A 22235-nucleotide genomic window follows, 5' to 3' on the forward strand; every position below is an offset into this window, starting at 1 on the left:
CGCGCATTGAGCCGCCTGGCATGAGGTAGGTGAAATTTTGGCGGTTCGCCTTTCGGATGTTGCCAAGGCTGCCGGGGTATCCTCGGCGACGGCATCACGAGCACTCAACGGATCAACAAGACAGCCACACCCGGACTTGGTTGCCCATGTCCGCGCCGTAGCCGATCAGCTTGGATACATTCCGAACGCTCAAGCGCAAGCACTTGTGCGAGCCTCAGCAGGACTCATGGGACTCATCGTCCACGACATCGCTGACCCATATTTCTCAGCTATCGCCCACGGAGCCCAGCGAGGCCTTGCCGCATCTGGGATGCAGCTCATGGTCGCCTCGACGGAACGCCGCCGCAACGCAGAAGCCAGAGCAGTGCAAACATTCATGTCCTACCGAACCAACGCTATCTTGATCGCGGGAACACGTGGCTTCGACGACGACGAGCAGCTGTACTCGATGCTGAAGCGGTACCAGGCAAACGGCGGCCGTCCCGTAATGATCGGACAGCCCCCAGCCCAGGTCGACGGCGTGCGGATCGCCGACCGAAGGAGTGCCGGTCGACTAGCTCGAGAACTGTTGCGAATGGGCTACAAGCGATTTATCACCATCGCTGGTGAAGAACATGTGGTGACCTCCCGCGAACGGGCTGAAGGCTTCAAGGATCAGCTGCTGAGGAGCGGCATCGAGCCAGAAGCCCAACTCCGCGGCGCCTTCACTCGTGACGGCGGATACCTCATGATGGCTGAGTACCTGCGCTCCACCTCGAACGCCCTGCCCACTGGGGACCGGGGCAAACTGTGCGTCTTCTGCACTACCGACGTCATGACCCTCGGCGCACTGGCGGCGGCTCGGGACGCCGGGCTCACGGTGCCAGACGATATCGCCCTGTGCGGCTATGGAGATATTCAAAGCCTCAATGACCACGCACCATCAATCACCACGGTACGAATCCCGCTGGAGGAGATCGGCGAACTGAGCGTGGAGATCGCCCTCGGAGACCCAGGCCGGCACATTCTCATCGAGGGCACCCCCATGCTCCGGGAGTCCACTGCCACCTGAGCCAGCTACCGATGTGATTGACATCACTATGACTGCCCTATAACGTGGGCTGCATCACATTGGGAATGCGCTTTCCTCGCTATTCTCCTGCCGGCTCTCAACGAAGAGAGGTTCTGTTGATGACAGCCCCCGCCCCGGTCCAAACGCGCGCAAGCCAGAGGACCTCATCCCCCACCGCTTTCCGGTCCCTGTCCGGAAAGCTCTCAACGGTGGCCTATCCATCGGTCTTCCTGCTTATTGTCTTCGCCATCTGGTGGTTCGTCACCAACACGGGAATGGCTCCGCGCTACATCCTTCCTTCGCCCCAAGACACATGGGCACAGCTGACCGAGAACAGCTCCTACTTGATGCGCCATACATGGGTCACCACCGTGGAAACAATCGTCGGCTTCCTTATCGCCGTCGTTGTGGGCGTGGGCATGGCTGTGGTGATGGTCTATTCCAAGATGATGGAACGGACTTTCTACCCCATCATCCTCGTGGCCCAGGTCATTCCGAAGATCGCCATTGCCCCGCTCTTCATCGTGTGGCTTGGTTTCGGCCCCGAGCCCAAGATCCTGGTGGCTGTCCTCATGGCCTTCTTCCCCATCGTCATCGCGGGCATCAGCGGACTACGCTCGGTGGACCCCGAGGCACTGGAGCTGGCGTCCATCATGGGTGGTTCGCGCTGGAAGACATTCGTGAAGATTCGCTTCCCCGCGGCGCTTCCCGAGCTGATGTCCGGGTTCAAGGTCGCCGCAACCCTAGCCGTCACCGGTGCTGTTGTCGGTGAGTTCGTGGGCTCCAATGAGGGCCTCGGATACGTCATCCTGCAGGCCAACGGCCACCTCAACACCGCGATGCTCTTTGCAGCGCTGATCATCATGTCCCTACTGGGCATCCTCCTGTTCCTCATCCTCGAAGTCATCGAACGATTCACCATCCCCTGGCACGCCTCACATCGAAACAAGGACGCATAGACGTGAGCACGCACCACCCAAGAAGGAGCATTCTCATGAACGGCAAATCAACGCTCGCCAAGAGCCTGGCAACTATGGGTCTTGCCGCACTGGCCCTTACCGCCTGCGGCGGAGAAAGCGACGCCGGCGGCAACGGGGGAGCAGAAGCTGGAGAAGTCGTCGACGTGACTCTCATGCTGAACTGGTATCCCTATGGAGAGCATGCACCCTTCTACTACGGCGTAGAAGAGGGCATCTTCGAGGAACACGGTATTAACCTGGAGATCCAGGCTGGCCAGGGCTCTACCCGCACTGTCCAGGCTGTGGGCTCGGGCGAAGTGGAGTTCGGGTGGGCAGACACCGCACCCCTGCTGTCCAATGTCGAAAGCGGCGTGAACGTCAAGAGCATCGGCGTCTACCTGCAGACGACCCCCTCGGCTGTTCAGGTCTTCAGCGACAGCGGGATCACTGAGCTGGAGGATCTCGAAGGCACAACCATCGCAGTCTCCGCAGGCGATGCCCCGACCTCAACGTTCCCGGTATTCCTCGAAGCCGCGGGCATCGACCCTGACTCCATCCAGCAGCAGAACCTGGATTCCGCAGGAAAGGTCGCAGCGATGATCGCTGGCCAGGTGGATGGCCTCATCGGCTTCGCTCACGATCAGGGACCTAAGATCGCTGACCAGTCAGGCCGAGATGTCAGCTACTTCCGATACAGCGACGTGGGACTGAACTTCTTCTCCAATGGCCTGCTAACCCAGCAGAGCACCATCGACGACGATCCCGATTTGGTCCAGCGCATGTCTGACGCAACTTCGGCGGCCTTCCAGGCCGCAGCGGAGGACCCTGAGGGCGCTGCCGAAGCAATGCAGGGCAAAGACCCACAGATCGCCTCCACAGAGGTAGTTCTTGAACAGTGGACCGAAACCATCAACCTTCTGACCACGGAGAACTCCGAGGGCCAGGTTCCCGGCTGGAATGCTGATGAGGATTGGCAGAACACCATCAGCGTGATGAGCGATGCCGGCTTGATCGAAGAAGAGCATCCGGTCGATATGTTCTATGACGCTTCGTTCGCACCCGGGGAGGACTCATGACGGCTGTCACGACAGACCAGACGAACACCTCCGTAGCAGAGGCGATCGTTGACATCGACCGCGTCTCTGTGACGTTCGAGTCTAAGAAGCGGACGGTTCAAGCTCTCAAGGATGTTGACCTGCAGATTCATCGCGGTGAGTTCATCGCGATTGTGGGACCGTCCGGTTGCGGTAAGTCCACGCTGCTGAGAGCCATATCCGGAATTTCGCCTGCAACCCAGGGGCAGGTTCGCCTCCGTGGTGATGCCGTGGTGTCCCCCCGCCAGGATGTAGGTTTCATCTTCCAGCGGCCAGCCCTGATGCCCTGGCGTGATGTACGCAGAAACATCATGCTGCAGGCAGAAATGCGCCAGATGGATAAGGCCCAGGCAGAAGCAAGATGCCGCGAACTCCTGCAGTTCACCGGCTTGGAAGGCTTCGAGAAGTCACTGCCTCACGAGCTCTCCGGAGGCATGCAGCAGCGGGCGGCCCTGTGCCGAGCACTGCTGCATGAGCCCGATGTCCTGCTGATGGACGAGCCCTTCGGCGCCCTCGATGCGCTGACTCGCGAGAAGATGAACGTTGAGATCCAGAGGCTCTGGCGCGAGCGGAACATGACAGTCGCCTTGGTGACGCACTCAGTGGCCGAAGCGGTATACCTGGCGACCCGCGTGATTGTCATGGGTCCGCGGCCAGGACGGATCATCGAGGAGTTCGATGTGAACCTTCCGCGCGAACGCGACTACGAAGCCACCATGGAAGATCCCGAGTTCCACCGGGTGGCCGGCCGAGTGCGCGAGTTGCTCGGCAGCGGAAAATCCCACGAGTAGTTCGACACCACCGCTTATACAGCTGAGGGGCTGACCGATACTTAGCGGTCAGCCCCTCAGCTGTATTGAAGGATCTCTGGTCGGTTGTCGACCACCTGGATCAGAGCATGATCGCAGCGAGACCCAGCACCACCAGGAACGCGACGACGCCCTGGATGGCAGTCGCGACGGTCAAGGTCCGGTACGCCGTTCCCACCGGGATCCTCGAGAGCTGCGAGACCACCCAGAAGAACGAGTCGTTGGCGTGAGAGACCACCATGGCTCCGGCACCCACTGCCAGTACGGCCAATACGGTGCCCTCCGTGCTCTCCAGTCCCAATGAGCCCAACATGGGCGCAATCATGGCTGCGGTGGTCACGATCGCCACCGTGGACGAACCCTGGGCGGTTTTCAGCGCCGCGGAGATCAGGAAGGGCACCAGCAGCCCAAGCCCCATGCCCGCAATATTCTCGGCGAGGAAGTCGGTGAGCGGGGAGGCGTTGAGCACCGCGCCGAACGCCGCTCCGGCACCGGTGATCAGCAGGATCGGGGCAGCCACCCGGATGGCTTCAGTGATGTCCTCATTGAAGCGGGCCATCCGGCCATCACCTGAGATCAGGAAGACTGCAGCAATGAGTCCGAGGATCAGCGCGATCACCGGTGTTCCCAGGAACACCAGCGCATCCGTCACTACGCCTTCACCAAACGGCGCATTCGGCAGCTTCGCCACTGATCCCAGACAGATCAGCAGCAGCGGCAGAACAATCGGCAGGAAAGCCATGAACGCTGAGGGCAGCTTGCCGTAGGAGGCCCGCAGTTCCTCATAGTCCTGGACCTCGAGGTCATCGTCACGCTCGGCAGGAAGTGCCGCAAACTCTTTGCTGCTCAACCGTGTAGCGAACAGCAGCGCGGCCAGGGCCGAGACCAGCGAAACCACCAAGCCCAGACCGATGATCAGCCCGAGATCCTCGGCCACCCCGAGCTCACCGGCTGCTGCCAGCGGACCAGGAGTGGGCGGCACCAGGGTGTGGGTGGCAAAGAGTCCGGTCATCAGCGCAGTGGAAGTAGCCAGCGCCGAAATGCCCGCACGGGCGGTGATTGCTTTGCGCAGGGAGTTCAGAATCACGTACCCGGAATCGCAGAAGACCGGCACCGAGACCACGTAGCCGATAAGCGTCATGGTCAGATTCGGGAACCTATTGCCGATGACCTTGATAATCGCGTCAGCCATAGCAATCGCCGCACCGGAGCGTTCCAGAATCACTCCGATCATGGTGCCGAAGATGATCACCAAGCCAATATTGCCCAGGGTGTTGCCGAAGGCCTGCGTTACTGTGGTGACGCTTTCGGCGATCGGCAGCCGGTAGAGGAAGGTGCCCAGTAGCGCAGCACCCAGCAGCGCCAGGAAGGGACTGACCTTCCAGCGGGCGGTCACCAGCACAATCCCGGCCACCAGCAGGATGAGTATCAGCAGATCGATCATGAAACGTCCTTGGTTCACTGTCGAAGGGAGCAGCGTCATTGCTGCTGCGGGAATGGATGTAGCTTAGACCACATGGCCTGCGCACCGGTTGCGGAATCATGCGACCATAGTTGCGCCTTATATAGGGGAGAACCCTGTGCCTTTTTAGGCCCACACCGGTAGAAAGGACCTCATGCCGGCACTTCACATCATCGCCCTGGTCAAATGGGTGCCAGATGCCCAGCTGGAGCGACACTTCACGGATGCCCAGCTCCTGAACCGCGCCGAGGGCATTCTGGGTGAGTTGGATGAGTACCCGTTGGAAGCCGCACTGCAGATCAAAGAGGAGCTGCAGAAGAACAACGACGACGCAGCGGTCCGCGTCTCTGCCTTGACTATGGGCCCGGCCGGGGCGTCGGCGGCAGTGAAGAAGGCCCTGCAGATCGGCGCCGACGACGGCTATCACCTCAGCGACGAAGCCCTGCGGGGTGCCGATATCTGGGCCAGCGCTGCTGCCCTGGCTGCTGCGGCCCGCCACGTGCTGGATACCGCAGAATTCGCCGATGACGCTGAGTTCCTGATCCTCACCGGCATGGTCAGCGACGACGGCGAGTCCGGAGCGCTGCCGGCCCAACTGGCCGAGCGACTCGGCGTTCCTGCGCTGACCCAGGCCACCGGGCTGCGTCTTGAACTCGACACTGACACCGACACCTCACGCCTGGTGGTCACCCGCATCTCCGGGGACCGACTGCAGAAGGTGGCGGCCCCGCTGCCCGCCGTCGTCTCCGTCACTGACCAGGCGAACCAGCCGCGCTACCCCAACTTCAAAGCCATCATGGCAGCCAAGAAGAAGCCGGTCACCACTTTTGACCTGGCTGAACTGGGGCTGACCGGCACCGCGGTGGAGTCCAAACTGCGGATGGTCTCCGCCGACCCCCGCCCGGCCCGTGCCGCCGGTGAGATCATCACCGACGACGGCGAAGCCGGCGCCCGCATCGTTGACTTTCTGGCAAAGGAGCGCCTGCTGTGACCCATGTCCTGGTCTTCTTCGACTCCGTGAACGCTGCGCTCACCGGTGCCCAGCAGGAGCTGCTGACCCATGCTGATGCGCTCGGCGAGGTCAGTGTAGTCACCGGCTCTGCTGCAGAAGCGGTGATTGCGCCGCTGTCACTGGAACCGGTGGAAAACGTCTACACCGGCGAAACCGCCATTACTGCCCCGGATCCGGCTCTGGCGGATCTGCTGGAGACCGCGGTGAAGGAAGTCAGCGCCGATATTGTGCTGGGTGCTCACGCTCCCGACACAGTTGATGCCCTGGCACGCCTGGCCGTGCGCCTGGACACCGGCCTGGTGACCGCCGCCAATGGTGTCACCAGCACCGGGGTGGCCACTAAATCTGTGCTGGCCGGCTCCTACTTCACGACCGCACAGATCACCGAGGACGCCCCTCTGGTGGCCACGCTGCGTCCCAATACTGCTGAGCGCATGACCACCCCCGGGGCTGCCCCCGAGGTCACCGTGCTCCCGGTCTCCGCCTCCGGGTCCCTGGAGGTCCTGGAAGAGACCGAGCTGCCGAAATCCGGCCGTCCGCCGCTGGCTGAGGCTCGGGTGGTGGTAGCTGCCGGGCGGGGCGTGGAAGGTGACTTAAGCCTGGTGGAGGAGCTGGCCGATGAGCTGGGCGCCGCCATCGGCGCATCGCGTGCCGCCACGGATGCCGGGTGGATCGACCACTCAGCCCAGGTGGGCCAGACCGGCGTGGTGATCTCCCCGCAGCTGTATATCTCGGTGGGCATCTCCGGTGCCATTCAGCAGAAGGCAGGTATGCAGACCTCGGGCACGATTGTGGCGATCAACAAGGATGAGGACGCGCCGGTGTTCGAGATCGCCGATTTCGGCGTCGTCGGCGATCTCAACGAGGTGCTTCCGCAGATGATCGAGGAGATTCGCCGCCGCAAGGCCTAAGTAGCGATCACCGCGACACCACCGGCCGGTACTGTCAGCCCTGTCTCGGCCGGTTCTCCGCTGAGCAGATCGTCGCCGTCGGCGGTGACCGTCACCGGTTCGTCGTTGTGGTTGAGCACAAAGAGGTAGCTGGTCTCCGCGCTTTGCCGGCGCACCATCTCGACATCCGCATGCAGGTGCTGAGGCGTCTGGGCCAACAGGCTTGAGCGAAGCGGGCTGATCCCGGCTTCGGTCAGCACCTTATCCACCAGCTGCTGCGTGGCATCAGCCTCCAGCCGGGTGCTGATATACCAGGCGGCACCAGAACCTGTGGCATGCCGAGTCACCGCTGGTTTCCCTTGCAGAGGCCCTTCGGCCCAGCTGTCCACGACCTCAGCGGCGGAATCCCCGGTTGCCTCCACACGCAGGTTCTCACTCCAGAAATCTGCATGTGACCCGCTGGTCAGACGGTGCTGCTCACCCTCCTGCAACGTCCAGAACTCCTCGCTGCGGATACCCAGCAGCTCCCGGAAGGCCCCCGGGTAGCCGCCCAGCCGAATATGGTCGTGCTCATCAGCGATTCCGGAGAAATAGCTGACCAGCACGCTGGCACCAGTCTGGGCGGCGGAGGCCACGTTCTTCGCATTCTCGTCGCTGACCAGGTACAGCGCCGGCACCACCACGGCCCGGTATCCGCCCAAGTCGGCACTGGGATGCACGACGTCGACGGTGACACCTGCCTTCCAGAATGCCCGGTACCAACGCATCACCTCCGCCGGGTAGGAGAGGTCGTTATTGGGATGGGAGTCCAGCTCTGCGGCCCACCAGGCCTCATAGTCGAACAGCAGCGCCACATCAGCGCTCACGGTGCTGCCCTGTACCGCGCTCAGCTGCTTCAACTTGCTCCCCAGCGCAACGGTGGTGCTGAAAACGTCACTGTCCGGCCCGGCGTGCGGAACCATGGCGGAGTGGAATTTCTCAGCGCCGGCCTGGGACTGCCGCCATTGGAAGAACATCACCGCATCAGCCCCGCGTGCCACATGCCCCAGGCTGTCGCGCAGCATTTCCGCGGGGCTCTTGGTGCGGTTGCGCTGCTGCCAGTTCACCGCCGATGTTGAGTGCTCCATCAGCATCCAGGGCTTCCCGGCTGCCACCCCTCGGGTCAGGTCTGCGCTGAAGGCCAGCTCGATGTGGCGCTCGTCGTCGTCGGCGATGGTGTAGTGATCTGTGGCGATGACGTCCATATGAGGTGCCCAGCTGAAGTAGTCCATGGACTTGGAGCGTGTGGTGCACATGAAATTGGTGGTCACCGGAATCTGCGGGGTGACCGCCCGCAGGATTTCCTTCATCTCGGTGAAGTACTCCAACAGCACATCGGAGCTGAACCGATGGAAGTCCAGCTGCTGGGTGGGGTTGACGAACATCGGTGCTTTGCGCGGCGGCAGCACCTGATCGAAGGACGAGTAGCGCTGGGACCAGAAGGCGGTCCCCCATGCGCTGTTGAGCTGCTCCACGGTGCCATAGCGGCGCTGCAGCCACAGTCGGAAGCCCGCAGCCGCGTCATCGGAGTAGTCGTGGGCGTTGTGGCAGCCCAACTCGTTGTCCACATGCCACAGGGCCAGCGCGGGGTGGTCTGCATAGCGCTCCGCCACGGCGCGTGTGATACCCAGTGCGTACTTGCGGAAGATCGGACTCGACGGCGAGTAGTGCTGCCGGGCTCCGGGCCATAGTGTTGCGCCATCAGCGGTCTGCGGCAGGATTTCCGGGTGTTTAGCGATCAGCCACGGTGGTGGGGATGCGGTAGCAGTGGCAAGTGCGGCCCCGATGCCGGCCGCGTGCAACCGGTCCATGGTCTCGTCCAGCCAAGCCCAGTCGTATTCACCTTCGGCCGGTTCGATCATCGCCCAAGAGAAGATCCCGACGCTGACCAGATTGACCTGGGCCTGGGTCATCAGTTGGATATCTTCAATCCTGACCTGCTGCGGCCACTGTTCGGGGTTGTAGTCCCCGCCGTAGGCCAGTCCGGGAACCTTAGTAGGCCACTGCATATACCCTGAACCTCTCTGTTCTCATGTCTTGCACCATCCACGGGGGCTTCAGGCCCGGTGTCCTCTACAACTGTCGCACAGCCGCCTCCGCTGGCTCCCTGAGCTGCGGCTTAACGCAGCGCTGATTCGATCTCGCCGTGCATCCGCTGCGCGGCCTCTTCGGCGCTGGCCCGGCCGAACAGGAACTCCTCCTCATACCGCCATACAATCTCCTGGACCGCACTGAACCCCTCCGGCGCCATCGGTGGAGACGCCGACACGATGTCCTCCAGCTCCTCGTTGGACTCCAGGATGCGCAGCTCACGCTCATCCAGGTCATCCCGGATGGCTTCACGGGCGTCCTCATTGCCGGGGATTCCGCGCTCAAGCTGCTGGAGCTCGCCTGCCTCCTGCGAGTTCACCAGGAAGTCCACAAATAGCTGCGCCTCCTCCGGGTGGTCAGTACCGGCGTAGACGGAGTAGAACATGGAGGCTTTGTAGTACATCTGCGCGTCTTCGACGCTGCCGGTCTCACTGGGGAGCTTCAACGGGACGAGCTCCACACCCTCATTGGCGGAGAGCGAGATCAGCTGCGTGTTCCACCAGGTGTCCATGGCGGCACCGCCAGTGGCAATCAGGGTCTGTTCCAGCGCAGCACCACGGTCCTCGTTGACCTGTGAGGCGGAGGGAATGGCACCAGAGTCCTGAAGGTCCCCGAGCATCTCGAAGTAGCCCACCGCGTCTTCGGGCTCCCAGGCCAGCTCGCCATCCTCAGTGACCTGGCCGGTGCCGTAGTTCTGACGCAGCCAGATCTCAAAGCCGGCGTCGTTGAAGGGCCTCGCCAGGCCATACGCTCCTTCCGAGTTCTCGCTGATCTCGGTGGCGATCTGCGCCAGCTCCTCCCACGTCCAGGTGTCATCATCGGGCATCTGAACCCCGGCTTCCTTGAAGACATCCGGGTTGGCGGCGATGGTGAGCGAGGTGCTCCCGATCGGCATGCCATAGAGGGCCCCGTCCTGGGTGCCGGTGTTGACCAGCTCCTCCGGGAATGCAGAAGTGTCCACCTGGTCCAGCTCCAGCAGCTGCCCGTTCTCGATGTACTCACGGATGTACATCAGGTCCATCTGGATGATGTCTGGAGTGTCGCGACCGGCTGATTGCGTCGCCAGCGAATCCCAGTAGCCCTCCCAGGACCCGAACTCGGGACTGATGGTGATGTGGGGGTGCTCGTCCTCGAAGGCGTCGATGAGCTCCTGGGTGTAGGAGTGGCGGGCGTCGCCGCCCCACCAGGTGAACCGCAGGTTGACGCTGTCGCCGTCTTCGGCGTCGCCGCCGCAGGCGGAGAGGGTTAGCGCGGCCAGGGACGCGATGGCCAGGGCCTTGGATCCTCGGGCAGTGGTGTTCATAGTGTCGCTCCGGTGGGTTAAGGGGGGGTAGAAGTGCTGTCAGACTGCGAATTCTCTGCCGAGCGTTTCCAGCTCCTGGCGGTCGCAGACCTTGGCGATGAACACGAACCGGTGGCTCAGGCGCAGCCGGCCCTCAGCGGGGAGGTGGATCTCCTGATCAAAAGCCGGGGACTGGCTGGTCACCGCGAAGATCCCGGTGCGGGTGAACCACTTGATGGGCGGCAGCTCAGCGTCGGCAGAGGAGGATGTCCCAGCGAAGGCCAGCACTGTGCCGCCGCCGTCGAGGTCATCGTGCTCGGAGGAGAAGGCCACCCAGTCAGCCACCTTCCCCATCGTGTTCTCCTCGCCCTCCTCGCCGTTGGAGTTGACCACGGTGCAGCCTGTCCAGGAGCGGGGTCCTCTCCAGAACCATCCGGTGTACCCGGCGTTGGCGCGCCCGGCAGTGGTGGGGCTTCCCAGGGGAAGGGTCTGGCCGGAGACGTTGGTGAGTTCGGTGCTGAGGTCGATGGCCCAGATGCCGCGCTCGGCGTCCAGCGAGTGCACCCGCTGGACGCGATGCTCATCGATCCAGTGCTCCCCGCGGGAGGTGATCCATTCGAGCGTCTCGTCGAAGACGACGTCGTCGCCCCCGGTGGGTTCTGCGGAGAATCCGGTGTGCTTCATGGTGCCGAGGTTGCCGCGCATCTGGTAGCCGTCCTCGGGGGCGAACGTGGGTCCGCCCCAGAAGTTCTGGTCAGCCACATGGGACCAGGTGAACTGCAGGCCGGTGTGCCACCGGTGGTCCCAGGGGCGCCGCACCGCGGCATCTGCGCCATCGGTGAATCGGAGCGGGTATAGGTAGGGCTTGGGCGCCTCGTCCTGGGGCGAGTCCGGGTGGATGACGTACTTCAGGATCTCGGTGCCTGCCGCGGAGACGGACACCGCCTCTTCGGTGATGGTCACTTCAAAACTGGTCACTGGTGCTCCTTGAGGAAGGGTCGGTGGCAGTGGGGCCTTCAAATGTCAGGGGATTTCGTCGTCAGCGTCCGTCGGTGCTGCTGGGGGATGCCTCCGCCAGGCGGGAGCTTCCGTAGATGAAGTTCGCATCGTGCATGCCGGTGTAGTAGATACCTTCGGCAGCAAGATCCTCACGGCGAATGGTCCGATTGGTCTCGGCAGACTGGTAGAGGGCGGAGATGAACTCCAAGGTGCGGCGGCCGTCATGACCAGAGGCACGGGGGCGCTCGCCTGCGGCCATGGCGTCGAGCAGCTCGCTCAGCTGCTGCTTGTGGGATGAGGGGATGTTCTCCTCCGGGCTCCAGGACTCGACCGCCCGACGACGCTCCACGTCATCGGCGGCGACATGGGGTGCAGGGGTCCATGTCCAGGAGGAATTGTCATAGCCGTAGAGGTGCTCCAGCTCCACAGTGGCGTCCTGGAAGTCGAAACGCAGATAGCTGGTCTCCCTGGGCGAGAGAACACTGTTGACCACTGAGGCGATGGCCCCGTTCTCGAACCGGACGATGGCGAAGGAGACATCTTCAGTCTCCACTTCCCGGTCCAGTGCCTCAGCCTTGGCAGTCACCTCTGTCCAGTCTCCGAGGATCTCGAAGAGCAGGTCCATCTGGTGGATGCCGTGCCCCATGGCCGGCCCGCCGCCCTCGGTGTCCCAGCGCCCGCGCCAGGGCACCTCGTAGTAGGAGTGGGGGCGGAACCAGAGGGTGTTGCACAGCGCCACCAGGGGGCGGCCGAGTGTGCCTTCCTGCACCTGCTTCTTCAGAGTGGCCGCGCCGGAGCCGAAGCGGTGCTGCACCACGAAGGAGGCGTAAGGTCCCCCTTCGGATTCAGCCGCCTGGATCTCGTCGTACTCGGCGAGGGAGAGGACCGGGGGCTTCTCACACCACACCCATGCGCCGGAGCGCAGTCCTTTGAGGACGGCATCGCGGTGGGCCGAGGGCGGGGTGCACACGATCAGCAGCTCTGGCTTCTCGCCTTCGATGAGCCCATCCACTGATTCGTACCGGCCGGGGATGCCCCATTCGTCGGCAACCTTCGCGACGCGGTCCGCGTCAAGGTCGGCAATGCCCACCACTTCGATACGGTCCTGCAGGGCTTTGAGCGTGGGCAGGTGCGCGACGACGGCGATACCCCCTGCCCCGACTAACCCCACACGGACACGTTCGGCGGAGACTGAGGGTGATGGCGCAACGGACATAATTTCTCCTGGTCAGGTGGTAGCTATCTCAAAGATCTAAAAAGTGTTATCGATCACATTTTCTGGTCCAGAGCGTATGGGGCAACAGAGTAGGGTGTCAACAGAATCTTGTAACGTGCATCACATCTGCTTCGGTGAACGACCCTTAGGGTGACGCGCGAATCTGCGGGAGTGCTAGAACAGAACACGCCAGAACGAAGATGCGGAGGCCCAGTGGCAGTCGATCCGAACGCGGCCCCGAAACCGGCCACCATCTACGAAGTCGCCCGCAGGGCGGGAGTCTCTCACCAGACCGTCTCTCGCTACCTGCGCAACATGGGCCCCTTCCGGCCAGGCACGAAAGAACGCGTGGAGCAGGCAATCCGCGAGTTGAACTACAGGCCCAATGCTGCGGCCCGCACCATGCGCACCCGTCGGACGGGGATCCTCACAGTGATACTGCCGTCTCAAGTGAATGCGTTTCCGACGTCGACGCTGGCGGCAGCTGCGGAGGTCGCCCACGAATGTGGCTACTACATGGAAATCTCCGTGCTGGAGGGCTCTGCGCAGGACAGAGCGCGGCACGCGACCGAGCTTATCCAGTCAGGACGCGTAGAAGGTGTCCTCTCGCTGAGCGCACTGCCCGGCATGGCCGAGCGGCCGCAAGGTCCAGACGCTGCGGCACTGACGATCCTTGACCACTTCGATGACAATCTGCGCGGCATCGGCCCCCTCACCGATGCCTCCATCATGCGCGAGATCGTCAAGACCCTCGCTGACCTGGGACACCAGCACCTTCTGCACATCGCCGGGCCCCGAGACTGGACCTCCGCTTGCGCGCGGCATCGGGTCTTTGAAGAAGCCGTGCGCGAATTCGGACTCATCTCCGAAGGCGTTGTCGGGGGCGGTTGGGCCCCAGAAGTGGGGTACCAGGCTGTCAGCGAATTGGATCCCCGCAGCCCAGTAACTGCGGTCATCGCTGCCAATGATTATGTGGCTATGGGCGCCATGCGAGCCGCCTACGACCGGGGCTGGCAGGTGCCCGCAAGGCTGAGTATCACCGGCTGGGATGACCTGGACACCGGACGCTACGCCACTCCCTCGCTCTCCACGGTCGCAGTCGACCGTGAGGGTCAGGGACGGCAAGCTATGCGCCGGCTGATCGCACTTGTACGGGGCGAGGAGCCACCCTCACCGGAACCACTGGTCAACCGGCTGATCCTTCGCGAGTCCACGGGACCCCGCCTGCATGAACTTCCCGGTCGCACGTGACGGCCATCCCGCGCCCCCTCTCGCAGGGCGACTGACGGTATACCGCTTAAGAAACCCGTCGGGCGCCTGCGGCAGGTTCGGCGGTGAAGGCAGTTGGTGTGCTGAATCCTGCACCTGCATAGGCGGCAGTGATGTCGGTGATCAGCGGTTGCACGGCGTCCTCGGGGACCAGGGCGATGACGCATCCGCCGAAGCCGCCGCCGGTAATGCGCGCCCCATAGGCGCCGCTGCTGCTTAAGACCTCCTGGGCCAGGTCCACTTCAGGGACCGTGACCTCGTAGTCATCGCGCAGGGACTGATGCGAGGCGTTGAGCAGCTCACCGGCTGTCGCCAGGTCCCCGCGGCCTAGAGCGTCCACGGTCTGCAGAACCCTGCGGTTCTCGGTGACCACGTGCCTCACCCTGCGGACCAGCACGTCGTCCTCCAGAGCCGTAAGTACCTGGTCCAGAGAAGCGGCGTCGTCGTCGTTGAGTTCGCGCAGCGACGTAAGCCCCAGCAGCTGCGCCGCCGTGGCGCACTGGGCTCGCCGGGCGGCGTATTCACCATCTACCAGCCGGTGCGGTGCACGAGTATCCACCACCAGGATCTGGGCTCCCGCTAAGGCAAGTGGAACAGGACTGGGGGTCAGGGTCCGGGTGTCGAAGAGTACCGCGTGACCGGGCTGGCCGAGCATGGAGATCATCTGATCCATCAGCCCGCAGGGCATGCCTACGAAGTCGTTTTCAGCACGCTGGGCCAGTTTCGCCATCTCCAGGGGTGGCATCTGGTGGCCATAGAGTTCCGCCGTCGCGATTCCCACAGCGCATTCCAGCGCCGCGGAGGAGGACAGCCCTGCCCCCTGAGGGACACTGGTGCCCAGCACAATGTCGACGCCGGACACGGACCTCCCAGATTCACGCAGACTCCACACCATTGCCGCCACATAACTTCCCCAGCCGCTCACCGCGCCAGGAACCAGGTCCTCCAGTGCGATGGTCAAGGTCTCTGCGCTATTGAGGGATCGCACCCGAAGCACTGAGTCATCCCTGCGCCCGGCGGCAACGGCAGTATGGTGCGGCAGCGCAAAAGGCAGCACGAGGCCATCGTTGTAGTCAGTGTGCTCACCGATCAGGTTCACCCGGCCCGGGGCGGCCCAGATACCCTCTGGTGCTCCTGCGGTGAGCTCCCGGAATGCGCTGCTCAGCAGCTCCGGACTCGCCATGCTGTCAGCGCCAGTCATGCGGCGCCCTCCTCTGCGCCACTGGTGATGGCGCTTCGCAGCCGCTGCGCCATCTGCTCCGGGGGAATGTCATTGATGAACACGCCCATACCGGATTCCGAGCCTGCCAGATACTTCAGCTTGTTATCGGCACGCCGGATAGAGAACAGCTGAAGGTGCAGCCTGAAGTCGGTGGCTGCGGCCGAAAGCGGGGCCTGCTGCCAGCCGGAGATATAGGGCAGCGGGGTAGCGAAGAGCCGATCGCCGCCGCGCAGGATGTCGCGGTAGAGGCTGGCGAAGCTGTCCCGTTCGGCCGCGTCCAGCTCGGGCAGGCTGCGTACGTTCCGGTGCGGATAAAGGTGAATCTCCACCGGCCAGCGCGCCCAAGCCGGCACAAACGCCGTCCAGTGCTCGTTCTGGGCGACCACTCGCTCACCGGCCTGCTCTGCCTTCAGCACTGCTTCGAAGAGGTCCGCCCCGCTGCGCTGCCGGAACTGTGCCGCTGATTCAAGCATCTGCCGGGTGCGCGGGGTGGTGAACGGGTAGCCGTAGATCTGCCCGTGAGGGTGGTGCAGGGTCACCCCGATCTCTTCGCCGCGGTTCTCAAAGCAGTACACCTGGTCCACTCCACCGCTGCTGAGCAGTGCTTCGGTCCGGTCAGCCCAGGCATCGACCACGGTGCGGATCCTGCTCGCTGGCAGTTGGCTCAGGGAGGTGGTGTGATCAGGGGTGAAGCAGACCACCTCGCAGCGCCCGGCCCCATCATGGCGGAGTTGGCTGAGCTCCTCGGGCTGGAACTGCGGCTGCTGGTCCCCCAGGGCAGCACCGCCGGAGAAACTGGGGAAGCGGTTCTCGAAAACGACGACGTCGTATGTCTCCTGCGGGACTTCGGTGTCCCGTCCGGGCCCGCTGGGGCACAGCGGGCAGTCCTGGGCGCTGGGCAGATGAGTGCGGTGCTGACGGGCGGCCGCCACGGCGACCCATTCCTGCAGCAGGGGGTCATAACGCAGCTGCGAACCTGCATCTGCTGCGCTGATCTCGCGTCGGTCATGTATTGTCCGGTCACGGGGGGCGTCGTCGTAGAAGAAGATCTCGCGTCCGTCCGCGAGCGTTCCCGCTGTCCTGTTCATCTATTCACCTTCCAGGGAGAAGAATCGTGAAAGTGCTTGTGACCGGCGGAGCCGGCTACATCGGATCGGTGGTTGCTCAGCAGCTTCTGGCGCAGGGCCATGAAGTGACCGTACTGGACAACCTCTCCACCGGCCATCAGGAGTCGGTGTTGACGGGGGTCACCTGGCATCAGGGGGATATCTCCGAGGCAGCGGAGGTCCTTGATTCTTCCTTCGATGCGATCATCCACCTGGCGGCGAAGTCTCTGGTGGCGGAGTCCATGAAGCACCCTGAGCGCTATTGGCATGGCAATGTGGTGGCTTCTTTGGGTCTCATCGAAGCTGCCCGTGCCGCCAATGTGCCGCGCTTTATCTTCTCGTCCACTGCCGCTGTCTACGGCAATCCGGTGACGGATCTGATCTCTGAGGATCATCCGACCGCGCCTATCAACCCCTACGGTGCCTCCAAGCTCGCCATTGACCACATGCTCGCTGCTGAGGCTGCGGCTCACGGGCTGGCCGCGGTGAGCCTGCGGTACTTCAACGTGGGCGGAGCAAGCGGCAGCCTGCGCGAGCAGCATGATCCGGAGACTCATCTGATTCCGAATCTGCTGAAGGTTGCTACAGGGGAAAGCCCGCATGCGCAGCTTTTCGGAACTGACTACCCCACCGCTGACGGGACTGCGGTGCGCGATTACATCCACATCAAGGACCTTGCCCGTGCCCATCTGCTGGCCATGGAATGGGCGAAGCCTGGCACTCATGAGATCTTCAACCTCGGCACCGGTGTGGGCTCCTCGGTGCGGGAAGTGCTGGACACTGCCCGCACGGTCACAGGTCGCCAGATCCCTGTGATCGAGCAGCCCAGGCGCGCCGGTGATCCTGCGGTGCTGGTGGCATCAGGGCAGAAGGCCGCAGAGACTCTGGGGTGGGTCCCGGAGTACTCCTTGGAGAACATCATCGCCGATGCCTGGACTGCCCTGCCCGACTCAGACTGAGGTCCTGGTGCCGCGTTCGCGCGGCACCAGCCTGGTCAGCTGGGTGACGTGCTTGGGCTCCAGCTCAGCGAGTGTGGGCACCTGCAGCAGCTTCATCGTTCGGTCGATCTGCTCGGCGAGGATTTCGATAGTGCGGTCGACTCCGGCCCGGCCCCCGGCCATCAGCCCGTAGAGGTAGGCCCGGCCGATAAAGGTGAACTTCGCCCCGTGGGCCACCGAAGCGACGATATCGGCACCGTTCATGATGCCGGTGTCGAGTCCAATCTCAATGTCGGTTCCCACTTCCCGGACCACATCCGGGAGCAGGTGGAAAGGCACCGGGGCGCGGTCCAGCTGGCGTCCGCCATGGTTGGAGAGAACGATGCCGTCCACGCCTAGGTCCGCTAGCCGTTTCGAATCCTCGACGTTCTGTACGCCTTTGACCACCAGTTTGCCGGGGAAGAGTTCACGGATGATCTTCAGGTCATCGAAACTGATCGAGGGGTCCATGGCCTTATCCAGCAGTTCACCCACAGTGCCGCCGGTCGAGGACAACGAGGCAAACTCGAGCGGTGGCGTGGTGAGGAAATCGACCCACCACCACGGTCGCGGAATGGCGTTGATCACCGTCCCCAGACTCAGCTGAGGCGGGATGGAGAACCCGTTGCGCTTATCCCGAAGGCGTGCGCCCGCCACCGGGGTGTCAACAGTGAAGAACAACGTATCGAACCCTGCAGCGGCAGCACGCTCGGTCAGACCATAGGAGATTTCCCGGTCTTTCATGACGTAGAGCTGGAACCAGTTGCGGCCGTTCGGATTCGCCGCCTTCACGTCTTCAATGGATGTGGTGCCCAGAGTGGAGAGGGTGAAGGGAATCCCTGCAGCGCCGGCAGCCGATGCGCCGGCCACCTCGCCTTCAGTCTGCATCAGTCGGGTAAACCCGGTGGGGCCGATGGCGAATGGCAGGGACGAGTGGCCCCCGAGAATGGTGGAGGACATATCCACTTCGGAAACATCGCGCAGGATCGAGGGGTTGAACTCCACATCCTCGAATGCCTGGCGGGCACGGGTCAGCGAGAACTCACCTTCGGCGGCACCATCGGTGTAATCAAACGCAGCCTTGGGAGTACGCCGCTTGGCGATCTTCTTCAGGTCCTCGATTGTCAGGGCTGCGTTGAGGCGTCGTCGTGATGCGTTGAAGTCAAACTTCTTGAACTTCATCAGGGGCGCGATGTCCCGGGGCTTGGGCAGCTGTCGCTGAACCATGGGTACCTCCTTGTCCCGCCGGTCAGATCCGGGGACGGTACGTAGTAGGGGTATGAGTGCGGGTGATGAGCTCGCGCAGGTCCTCCAGGCTTCCTGAGAGTGTGCCTGCGGTACGGGCCTGTATGAGGAGGTTTCCGATGGCGGTGGCCTCCACCGGGCCAGCGACCACAGGATATCCACTGCGGTCTGCTGTGGCCTGGCACAGCAGGGCGTTTAGCGATCCGCCGCCGACCATGTGGACGACGTCGATCGGCCGGCCAGCCAAGTCTGCTGCGGTATTCAGTGCCTGGGCGAAGCGAACGGCGATGGATTCGATGATGCTGCGCACCAGCTGCGGCTTTCCCTCAGGTGAGGGCAGATCGCGTTCGCCGCACAGCTCGCTGATTCGGGCCGGCATATCCCCAGGGGGGACAAACCGCTCGTCCTGCACGTCGAATACTGTGATGTCCCTGGCGGGGACCTCGGCGGCTGCCTCCAGCAAAGAGGTCAGATCCTGCGCGCGGCCTTCTTGTGCCTCCCAGGACCGCAGCGTTTCAGACAGCAGCCATGTCCCCATGACGTTGGTCAGGAACCTGGTGCGTCCATCCACCCCGCCTTCGTTGGTGAAGTTGGCCTCGCGACTGGCGTCTGTCACCACTGGTTCCTGCAGCTCAAGGCCTACCAGTCCCCAGGTGCCGCAGGAAATGTAGGCGGCATCTGGGCTTGACAGCGGTGCGCCGACGACGGCGCTGGCGGTGTCATGAGAGCCCACCAGGGTGACAGGGAGCTGCTGACCGCCCAGCCGGGCTGACAGCTCGGTCCGGGTCAGGCCCAGAGTGCTGCCGGGCGATGCGACAGGAGCAAAGAGCTGCTCATCGATACCGAGCTGGCTCATCAGCCCGGTATCCCAAAGCCGGGTGTGTACATCTAGCAGACCAGTGGTAGACGCGTTTGTGGCCTCTGTGCGCTGCTCGCCGGTCAGCCAGTAGCCGAGCAGATCCGGTATCAGCAGCAGTCGATCAGCCTGTCCCGCCAGCTCCTCTGCCGCTAGCTGGTAGAGAGTGTTGAAGGGCAGAAACTGCAAGCCGTTGCGCTGGTACAGCTCAGCGAAGCTGACTTTCGAGTGCACGGAGTCAACACCTGCAGCGGTACGCCCGTCGCGGTAGTGATACGGGATGCCGAGCATCCGCATGGGCCCAGTGGGCGTCTCGGCCAGCAGCCCGTAGTCCACGGCCCATGCGTCTATACCGACGGAGGCGAGCTCACCGCCTGCTTCACGGCTAGCAGTTGCCAGTCCGTCAAGCGCGTGCTCATAGAGGCCCACGATGTTCCAGTGCAGTCCATCGGGCAGCGGTACCACCCCGTTGGGAAAGCGTGCCGCCTCGTGAAACTCCAGGGTGTCCGGTCCTACACGTCCCAGGACGACGCGCCCGGAGGACGCTCCGAGGTCGACTGCAGCGTGTGTGGTGGTCGCCATTGATACTCCGCTCAGCGCAGGAATGCAGCGGCAACACCGGCATCTACCGGTACGTGCAGGCCGGTGGTGTGGGACAGATCAGAAGAGATCAGTGCGAAAGCCGCATTGGCCACATTCTCGGGAAGAACTTCACGCTTGAGAATCGTCCGCTGAGCGTAGAACTTGCCCAGCTCCGATTCTTCGATGCCATAGGTCTTGGCGCGATTGGCACCCCAGCCGGAAGCGAAGATACCCGAGCCCTGCACCACGCCATCGGGGTTGATGCCGTTGACCCGGATCTGATGCTCGCCCAGCTCCGCTGCCAGCAGTCGCACCTGGTGAGCCTGGTCTGCCTTGGTGGCGGAGTAGGCGATGTTGTTAGGACCGGCGAACACCGAGTTCTTCGAGGAGATGTAGATGATGTCTCCGCCGAGACCTTGTTCGATCAGGACCTTGGCAGCGGTCTTGGACACCAGGAACGAGCCCTTGGCCATGACGTTGTGCTGGAGGTCCCAGTCCTTCTCGGTAGTCTCCAGCAGCGACTTCGACAGGCTCAGCCCTGCGTTGTTGACCACGATGTCCAGGCCACCGAAGGCCAACAGAGTCTCATTGATCGCCTGCCGCACAGCAGTCTCGTCAGAGACATCGGCGGCGATACCAATAGCCTTATCCGGCCCGCCGAGCTCCTGTGCAGTCTCCTGAGCTTTCTCCAGGTTCAGGTCAGCAATGGCGACGACGGCGCCTTCGGCCACCAGCCGTTTGGCGATGGCCTTGCCGATGCCGGAGGCGGCGCCGGTGACCAGGGCGATCCGGGTGGCCAGCTCCTTGGGCTTGGGCATGCGCTGAAGCTTGGCCTCCTCCAGCGCCCAGTACTCGATACGGAACTTCTCACGCTCATCAATGGGGGCGTAGGTCGAGAGTCCCTCAGCGCCGCGCATCACATTGATGGCGTTGATGTAGAACTCGCCGGCCACCCGTGCGGTCTGCTTGTCCTTGCCGAAGCTGAACATGCCCACACCGGGCACCAGCACGATAGCCGGGTCGGCACCGCGAATAGCCGGGCTGTCGGCCTCGGCGTGGCGGTCGTAGTAGGCCTGGTAATCGGTGCGGTAGGCCTCATGGAGCTCACGCAGGCGGTTCACCGAGTCTTCGATGGACGCATCAGCGGGAAGATCGAGCACCAGCGGCTTGACCTTGGTGCGCAGGAAGTGGTCGGGGCAGCTGGTGCCTAACTCAGCCAGGCGGGGGTGTTCAGCGTGGGCGAGGAAGTCCAGGACGACGTCGTCGTCGGTGAAGTGACCCACCTGTGGACGGTCTGCGCTGGCAATAGTGCGAATGGTGGGCATCAGTGCGGCGGCCTTGGCGCGACGCTCAGCCTCATCCAGAGCTCCGTAGCCGTCCAGGGGCGCACCGAAGGGCTCGGGCTTCGAGTTCTCCTCGATGTACTTGGCCGCGGTGTCGATGATCCACAGCGAGTTCTGCTCGGACTCTGAAGAGGTGTCGCCCCAGGCGGTGATGCCGTGTCCGCCGAGGATGCAGCCGACCGCTTGGGGGTTGGCACGCTTGATCTCGGCGATGTCGAGACCGAGCTGGAAGCCGGGGCGGCGCCATGGGACCCACACGACCTTGTCGCCGAAGATCTTCTCGGTGAGCTCAGGGCCGTCTGCTGCGGTCGCGATCGCGATGCCGGAGTCGGGATGCAGGTGGTCCACGTGAGCTGCGTCAACCAGGCCATGCATGGCGGTGTCGATGGAGGGAGCAGCCCCGCCCTTGCCGTGGAGGGTGTAGTCGAACGCGGCAACCATCTCGTCCTCGCGCTCCACGCCGGGGTAGGTGTTGACCATGGCCCGCATGCGGTCCAGGCGCAGAGTGGCCAGGCCCGACTCCTTCAGCGTACCGAGGTCTCCGCCGGAGCCCTTGACCCAGAGGAGCTCAACGTCCTCACCGGTCACGGGGTCACGGTCAGTGCCCTTGGCGGAGGTGTTGCCGCCGGCGTAGTTGGTGTTCTTCGGGTCCGAGCCGAGACGGTTGGACCGGGCGATGAGCTCTGCGACAGTGGGGTTGGTCTGGGGTGTGGTGCTCATAGTCTGTTCTC

General features: G+C 63.3%; 18 protein-coding genes and 1 pseudogene. 9 read left to right on the plus strand and 10 right to left on the minus strand.

Annotated elements, in window-relative coordinates; translation table 11 throughout:
• Positions 1-37: 37 nt before the first annotated feature.
• From ABEA23_RS14205 to ABEA23_RS02430, 5 genes and pseudogenes are all read left to right on the plus strand, one after another.
• Positions 38-175, plus strand: a pseudogene (locus tag ABEA23_RS14205) (LacI family DNA-binding transcriptional regulator); the annotation flags it as partial.
• Positions 176-226: 51 nt separating this feature from the next.
• Positions 227-1051 carry a LacI family DNA-binding transcriptional regulator gene (locus tag ABEA23_RS02415; RefSeq protein ID WP_345476490.1) on the plus strand — a complete coding sequence of 275 codons (825 nt, stop codon included), beginning with the start codon at positions 227-229 and terminating at the stop codon, positions 1049-1051.
• Positions 1052-1170: 119 nt separating this feature from the next.
• Positions 1171-2010, plus strand: coding sequence for an ABC transporter permease (locus ABEA23_RS02420; protein ID WP_345476491.1), 840 nt, complete (start codon positions 1171-1173; stop codon positions 2008-2010).
• A 35-nt stretch (positions 2011-2045) separates the two neighbouring features.
• Positions 2046-3086, plus strand: a complete 1041-nt coding sequence (locus ABEA23_RS02425) for an ABC transporter substrate-binding protein (protein ID WP_345476492.1) — start codon at positions 2046-2048, stop codon at positions 3084-3086.
• Entirely contained in the window at positions 3083-3895 is an 813-nt protein-coding gene (locus ABEA23_RS02430; protein ID WP_345476493.1) for an ABC transporter ATP-binding protein, read from the plus strand. Before ABEA23_RS02425 ends, ABEA23_RS02430 begins: the two co-directional genes overlap by 4 nt.
• Positions 3896-3995: 100 nt before the next feature.
• On the opposite strand, the gene ABEA23_RS02435 is transcribed toward ABEA23_RS02430, so the two are convergent.
• Positions 3996-5357 carry a GntP family permease gene (locus ABEA23_RS02435; RefSeq protein ID WP_345476494.1) on the minus strand — a complete coding sequence of 454 codons (1362 nt, stop codon included), beginning with the start codon at positions 5355-5357 and terminating at the stop codon, positions 3996-3998.
• A gap of 172 nt (positions 5358-5529) precedes the next feature.
• Between ABEA23_RS02435 and ABEA23_RS02440 the strand changes: the two genes are divergently transcribed.
• Complete coding sequence (locus tag ABEA23_RS02440) at positions 5530-6366, plus strand: electron transfer flavoprotein subunit beta/FixA family protein (RefSeq protein ID WP_345476495.1); 837 nt, start codon at positions 5530-5532, stop codon at positions 6364-6366.
• A complete protein-coding gene (locus ABEA23_RS02445; RefSeq protein WP_345476496.1) occupies positions 6363-7298 on the plus strand; it encodes an electron transfer flavoprotein subunit alpha/FixB family protein in 936 nt (311 codons plus the stop codon). Before ABEA23_RS02440 ends, ABEA23_RS02445 begins: the two co-directional genes overlap by 4 nt.
• Here ABEA23_RS02445 and ABEA23_RS02450 read toward each other — a convergent pair.
• The 4 genes from ABEA23_RS02450 to ABEA23_RS02465 form a co-directional block, all read right to left on the minus strand.
• Complete coding sequence (locus ABEA23_RS02450) at positions 7295-9325, minus strand: beta-galactosidase (RefSeq protein ID WP_345476497.1); 2031 nt, start codon at positions 9323-9325, stop codon at positions 7295-7297. The genes ABEA23_RS02445 and ABEA23_RS02450 overlap by 4 nt on opposite strands.
• Positions 9326-9435: 110 nt before the next feature.
• Positions 9436-10710: an ABC transporter substrate-binding protein gene (locus ABEA23_RS02455; protein WP_345476498.1), complete on the minus strand. Its 1275-nt coding sequence runs from the start codon at positions 10708-10710 to the stop codon at positions 9436-9438.
• Positions 10711-10749: 39 nt separating this feature from the next.
• Positions 10750-11667 (minus strand): DUF6807 domain-containing protein, encoded by a 918-nt coding sequence (locus ABEA23_RS02460; RefSeq protein WP_345476499.1) that lies wholly within the window; start codon positions 11665-11667, stop codon positions 10750-10752.
• A 61-nt stretch (positions 11668-11728) separates the two neighbouring features.
• On the minus strand, positions 11729-12904 hold the full coding sequence (locus ABEA23_RS02465) for a Gfo/Idh/MocA family protein (protein WP_345476500.1): 1176 nt from the start codon (positions 12902-12904) through the stop codon (positions 11729-11731).
• A gap of 213 nt (positions 12905-13117) precedes the next feature.
• Here ABEA23_RS02465 and ABEA23_RS02470 point away from each other — a divergent pair, with 213 nt between their 5' ends.
• Positions 13118-14155 carry a LacI family DNA-binding transcriptional regulator gene (locus ABEA23_RS02470; RefSeq protein ID WP_345476501.1) on the plus strand — a complete coding sequence of 346 codons (1038 nt, stop codon included), beginning with the start codon at positions 13118-13120 and terminating at the stop codon, positions 14153-14155.
• Positions 14156-14201: 46 nt separating this feature from the next.
• Here ABEA23_RS02470 and galK read toward each other — a convergent pair whose 3' ends face one another.
• Positions 14202-15374 carry a galactokinase gene (galK, locus tag ABEA23_RS02475; protein ID WP_345476502.1) on the minus strand — a complete coding sequence of 391 codons (1173 nt, stop codon included), beginning with the start codon at positions 15372-15374 and terminating at the stop codon, positions 14202-14204.
• Complete coding sequence (gene galT, locus ABEA23_RS02480; RefSeq protein ID WP_345476503.1) at positions 15371-16483, minus strand: galactose-1-phosphate uridylyltransferase; 1113 nt, start codon at positions 16481-16483, stop codon at positions 15371-15373. The genes galK and galT overlap by 4 nt, the downstream gene beginning before the upstream one ends.
• 26 nt (positions 16484-16509) lie before the next feature.
• Between galT and galE the strand changes: the two genes are divergently transcribed.
• Positions 16510-17460, plus strand: a complete 951-nt coding sequence (galE, locus tag ABEA23_RS02485; RefSeq protein WP_345476504.1) for a UDP-glucose 4-epimerase GalE — start codon at positions 16510-16512, stop codon at positions 17458-17460.
• Here the strand turns inward: galE and ABEA23_RS02490 are convergent.
• From ABEA23_RS02490 to ABEA23_RS02500, 3 genes are read right to left on the minus strand one after another with little or no spacing between them, the layout of a single operon-like run.
• Positions 17452-18705, minus strand: coding sequence for an alpha-hydroxy acid oxidase (locus ABEA23_RS02490; protein ID WP_345476505.1), 1254 nt, complete (start codon positions 18703-18705; stop codon positions 17452-17454). The two genes, galE and ABEA23_RS02490, sit on opposite strands and share 9 nt — an antisense overlap.
• Before the next feature lie 22 nt (positions 18706-18727).
• The gene (locus tag ABEA23_RS02495; protein ID WP_345476506.1) at positions 18728-20161 is read right to left on the minus strand and encodes a rhamnulokinase; all 1434 of its coding nucleotides are present in this window, start codon (positions 20159-20161) and stop codon (positions 18728-18730) included.
• Between the two features lie 11 nt (positions 20162-20172).
• Entirely contained in the window at positions 20173-22224 is a 2052-nt protein-coding gene (locus tag ABEA23_RS02500) for a bifunctional aldolase/short-chain dehydrogenase (RefSeq protein ID WP_345476507.1), read from the minus strand.
• Between the last annotated feature and the right edge of the window lie 11 nt (positions 22225-22235).

Origin of the sequence: Nesterenkonia rhizosphaerae (assembly GCF_039544555.1) — a bacterium.
Classification (GTDB): domain Bacteria; phylum Actinomycetota; class Actinomycetes; order Actinomycetales; family Micrococcaceae; genus Nesterenkonia; species Nesterenkonia rhizosphaerae.

Bases quoted from the DNA above. Each gene is read 5' to 3' on its own strand.
- ABEA23_RS02465 (WP_345476500.1), bottom strand. From the start codon at position 12,904: ATGTCCGTTGCGCCATCACCCTCAGTCTCCGCCGAACGTGTCCGTGTG.
- ABEA23_RS02440 (WP_345476495.1), top strand. From the start codon at position 5,530: ATGCCGGCACTTCACATCATCGCCCTGGTCAAATGGGTGCCAGATGCC.
- ABEA23_RS02500 (WP_345476507.1), bottom strand. From the start codon at position 22,224: ATGAGCACCACACCCCAGACCAACCCCACTGTCGCAGAGCTCATCGCC.
- ABEA23_RS02495 (WP_345476506.1), bottom strand. From the start codon at position 20,161: ATGGCGACCACCACACACGCTGCAGTCGACCTCGGAGCGTCCTCCGGG.
- ABEA23_RS02430 (WP_345476493.1), top strand. From the start codon at position 3,083: ATGACGGCTGTCACGACAGACCAGACGAACACCTCCGTAGCAGAGGCG.
- ABEA23_RS02450 (WP_345476497.1), bottom strand. From the start codon at position 9,325: ATGCAGTGGCCTACTAAGGTTCCCGGACTGGCCTACGGCGGGGACTAC.
- ABEA23_RS02435 (WP_345476494.1), bottom strand. From the start codon at position 5,357: ATGATCGATCTGCTGATACTCATCCTGCTGGTGGCCGGGATTGTGCTG.
- ABEA23_RS02455 (WP_345476498.1), bottom strand. From the start codon at position 10,710: ATGAACACCACTGCCCGAGGATCCAAGGCCCTGGCCATCGCGTCCCTG.
- galK (WP_345476502.1), bottom strand. From the start codon at position 15,374: ATGACTGGCGCTGACAGCATGGCGAGTCCGGAGCTGCTGAGCAGCGCA.
- ABEA23_RS02415 (WP_345476490.1), top strand. From the start codon at position 227: ATGGGACTCATCGTCCACGACATCGCTGACCCATATTTCTCAGCTATC.
- galT (WP_345476503.1), bottom strand. From the start codon at position 16,483: ATGAACAGGACAGCGGGAACGCTCGCGGACGGACGCGAGATCTTCTTC.
- ABEA23_RS02490 (WP_345476505.1), bottom strand. From the start codon at position 18,705: ATGGTTCAGCGACAGCTGCCCAAGCCCCGGGACATCGCGCCCCTGATG.
- ABEA23_RS02425 (WP_345476492.1), top strand. From the start codon at position 2,046: ATGAACGGCAAATCAACGCTCGCCAAGAGCCTGGCAACTATGGGTCTT.
- ABEA23_RS02420 (WP_345476491.1), top strand. From the start codon at position 1,171: ATGACAGCCCCCGCCCCGGTCCAAACGCGCGCAAGCCAGAGGACCTCA.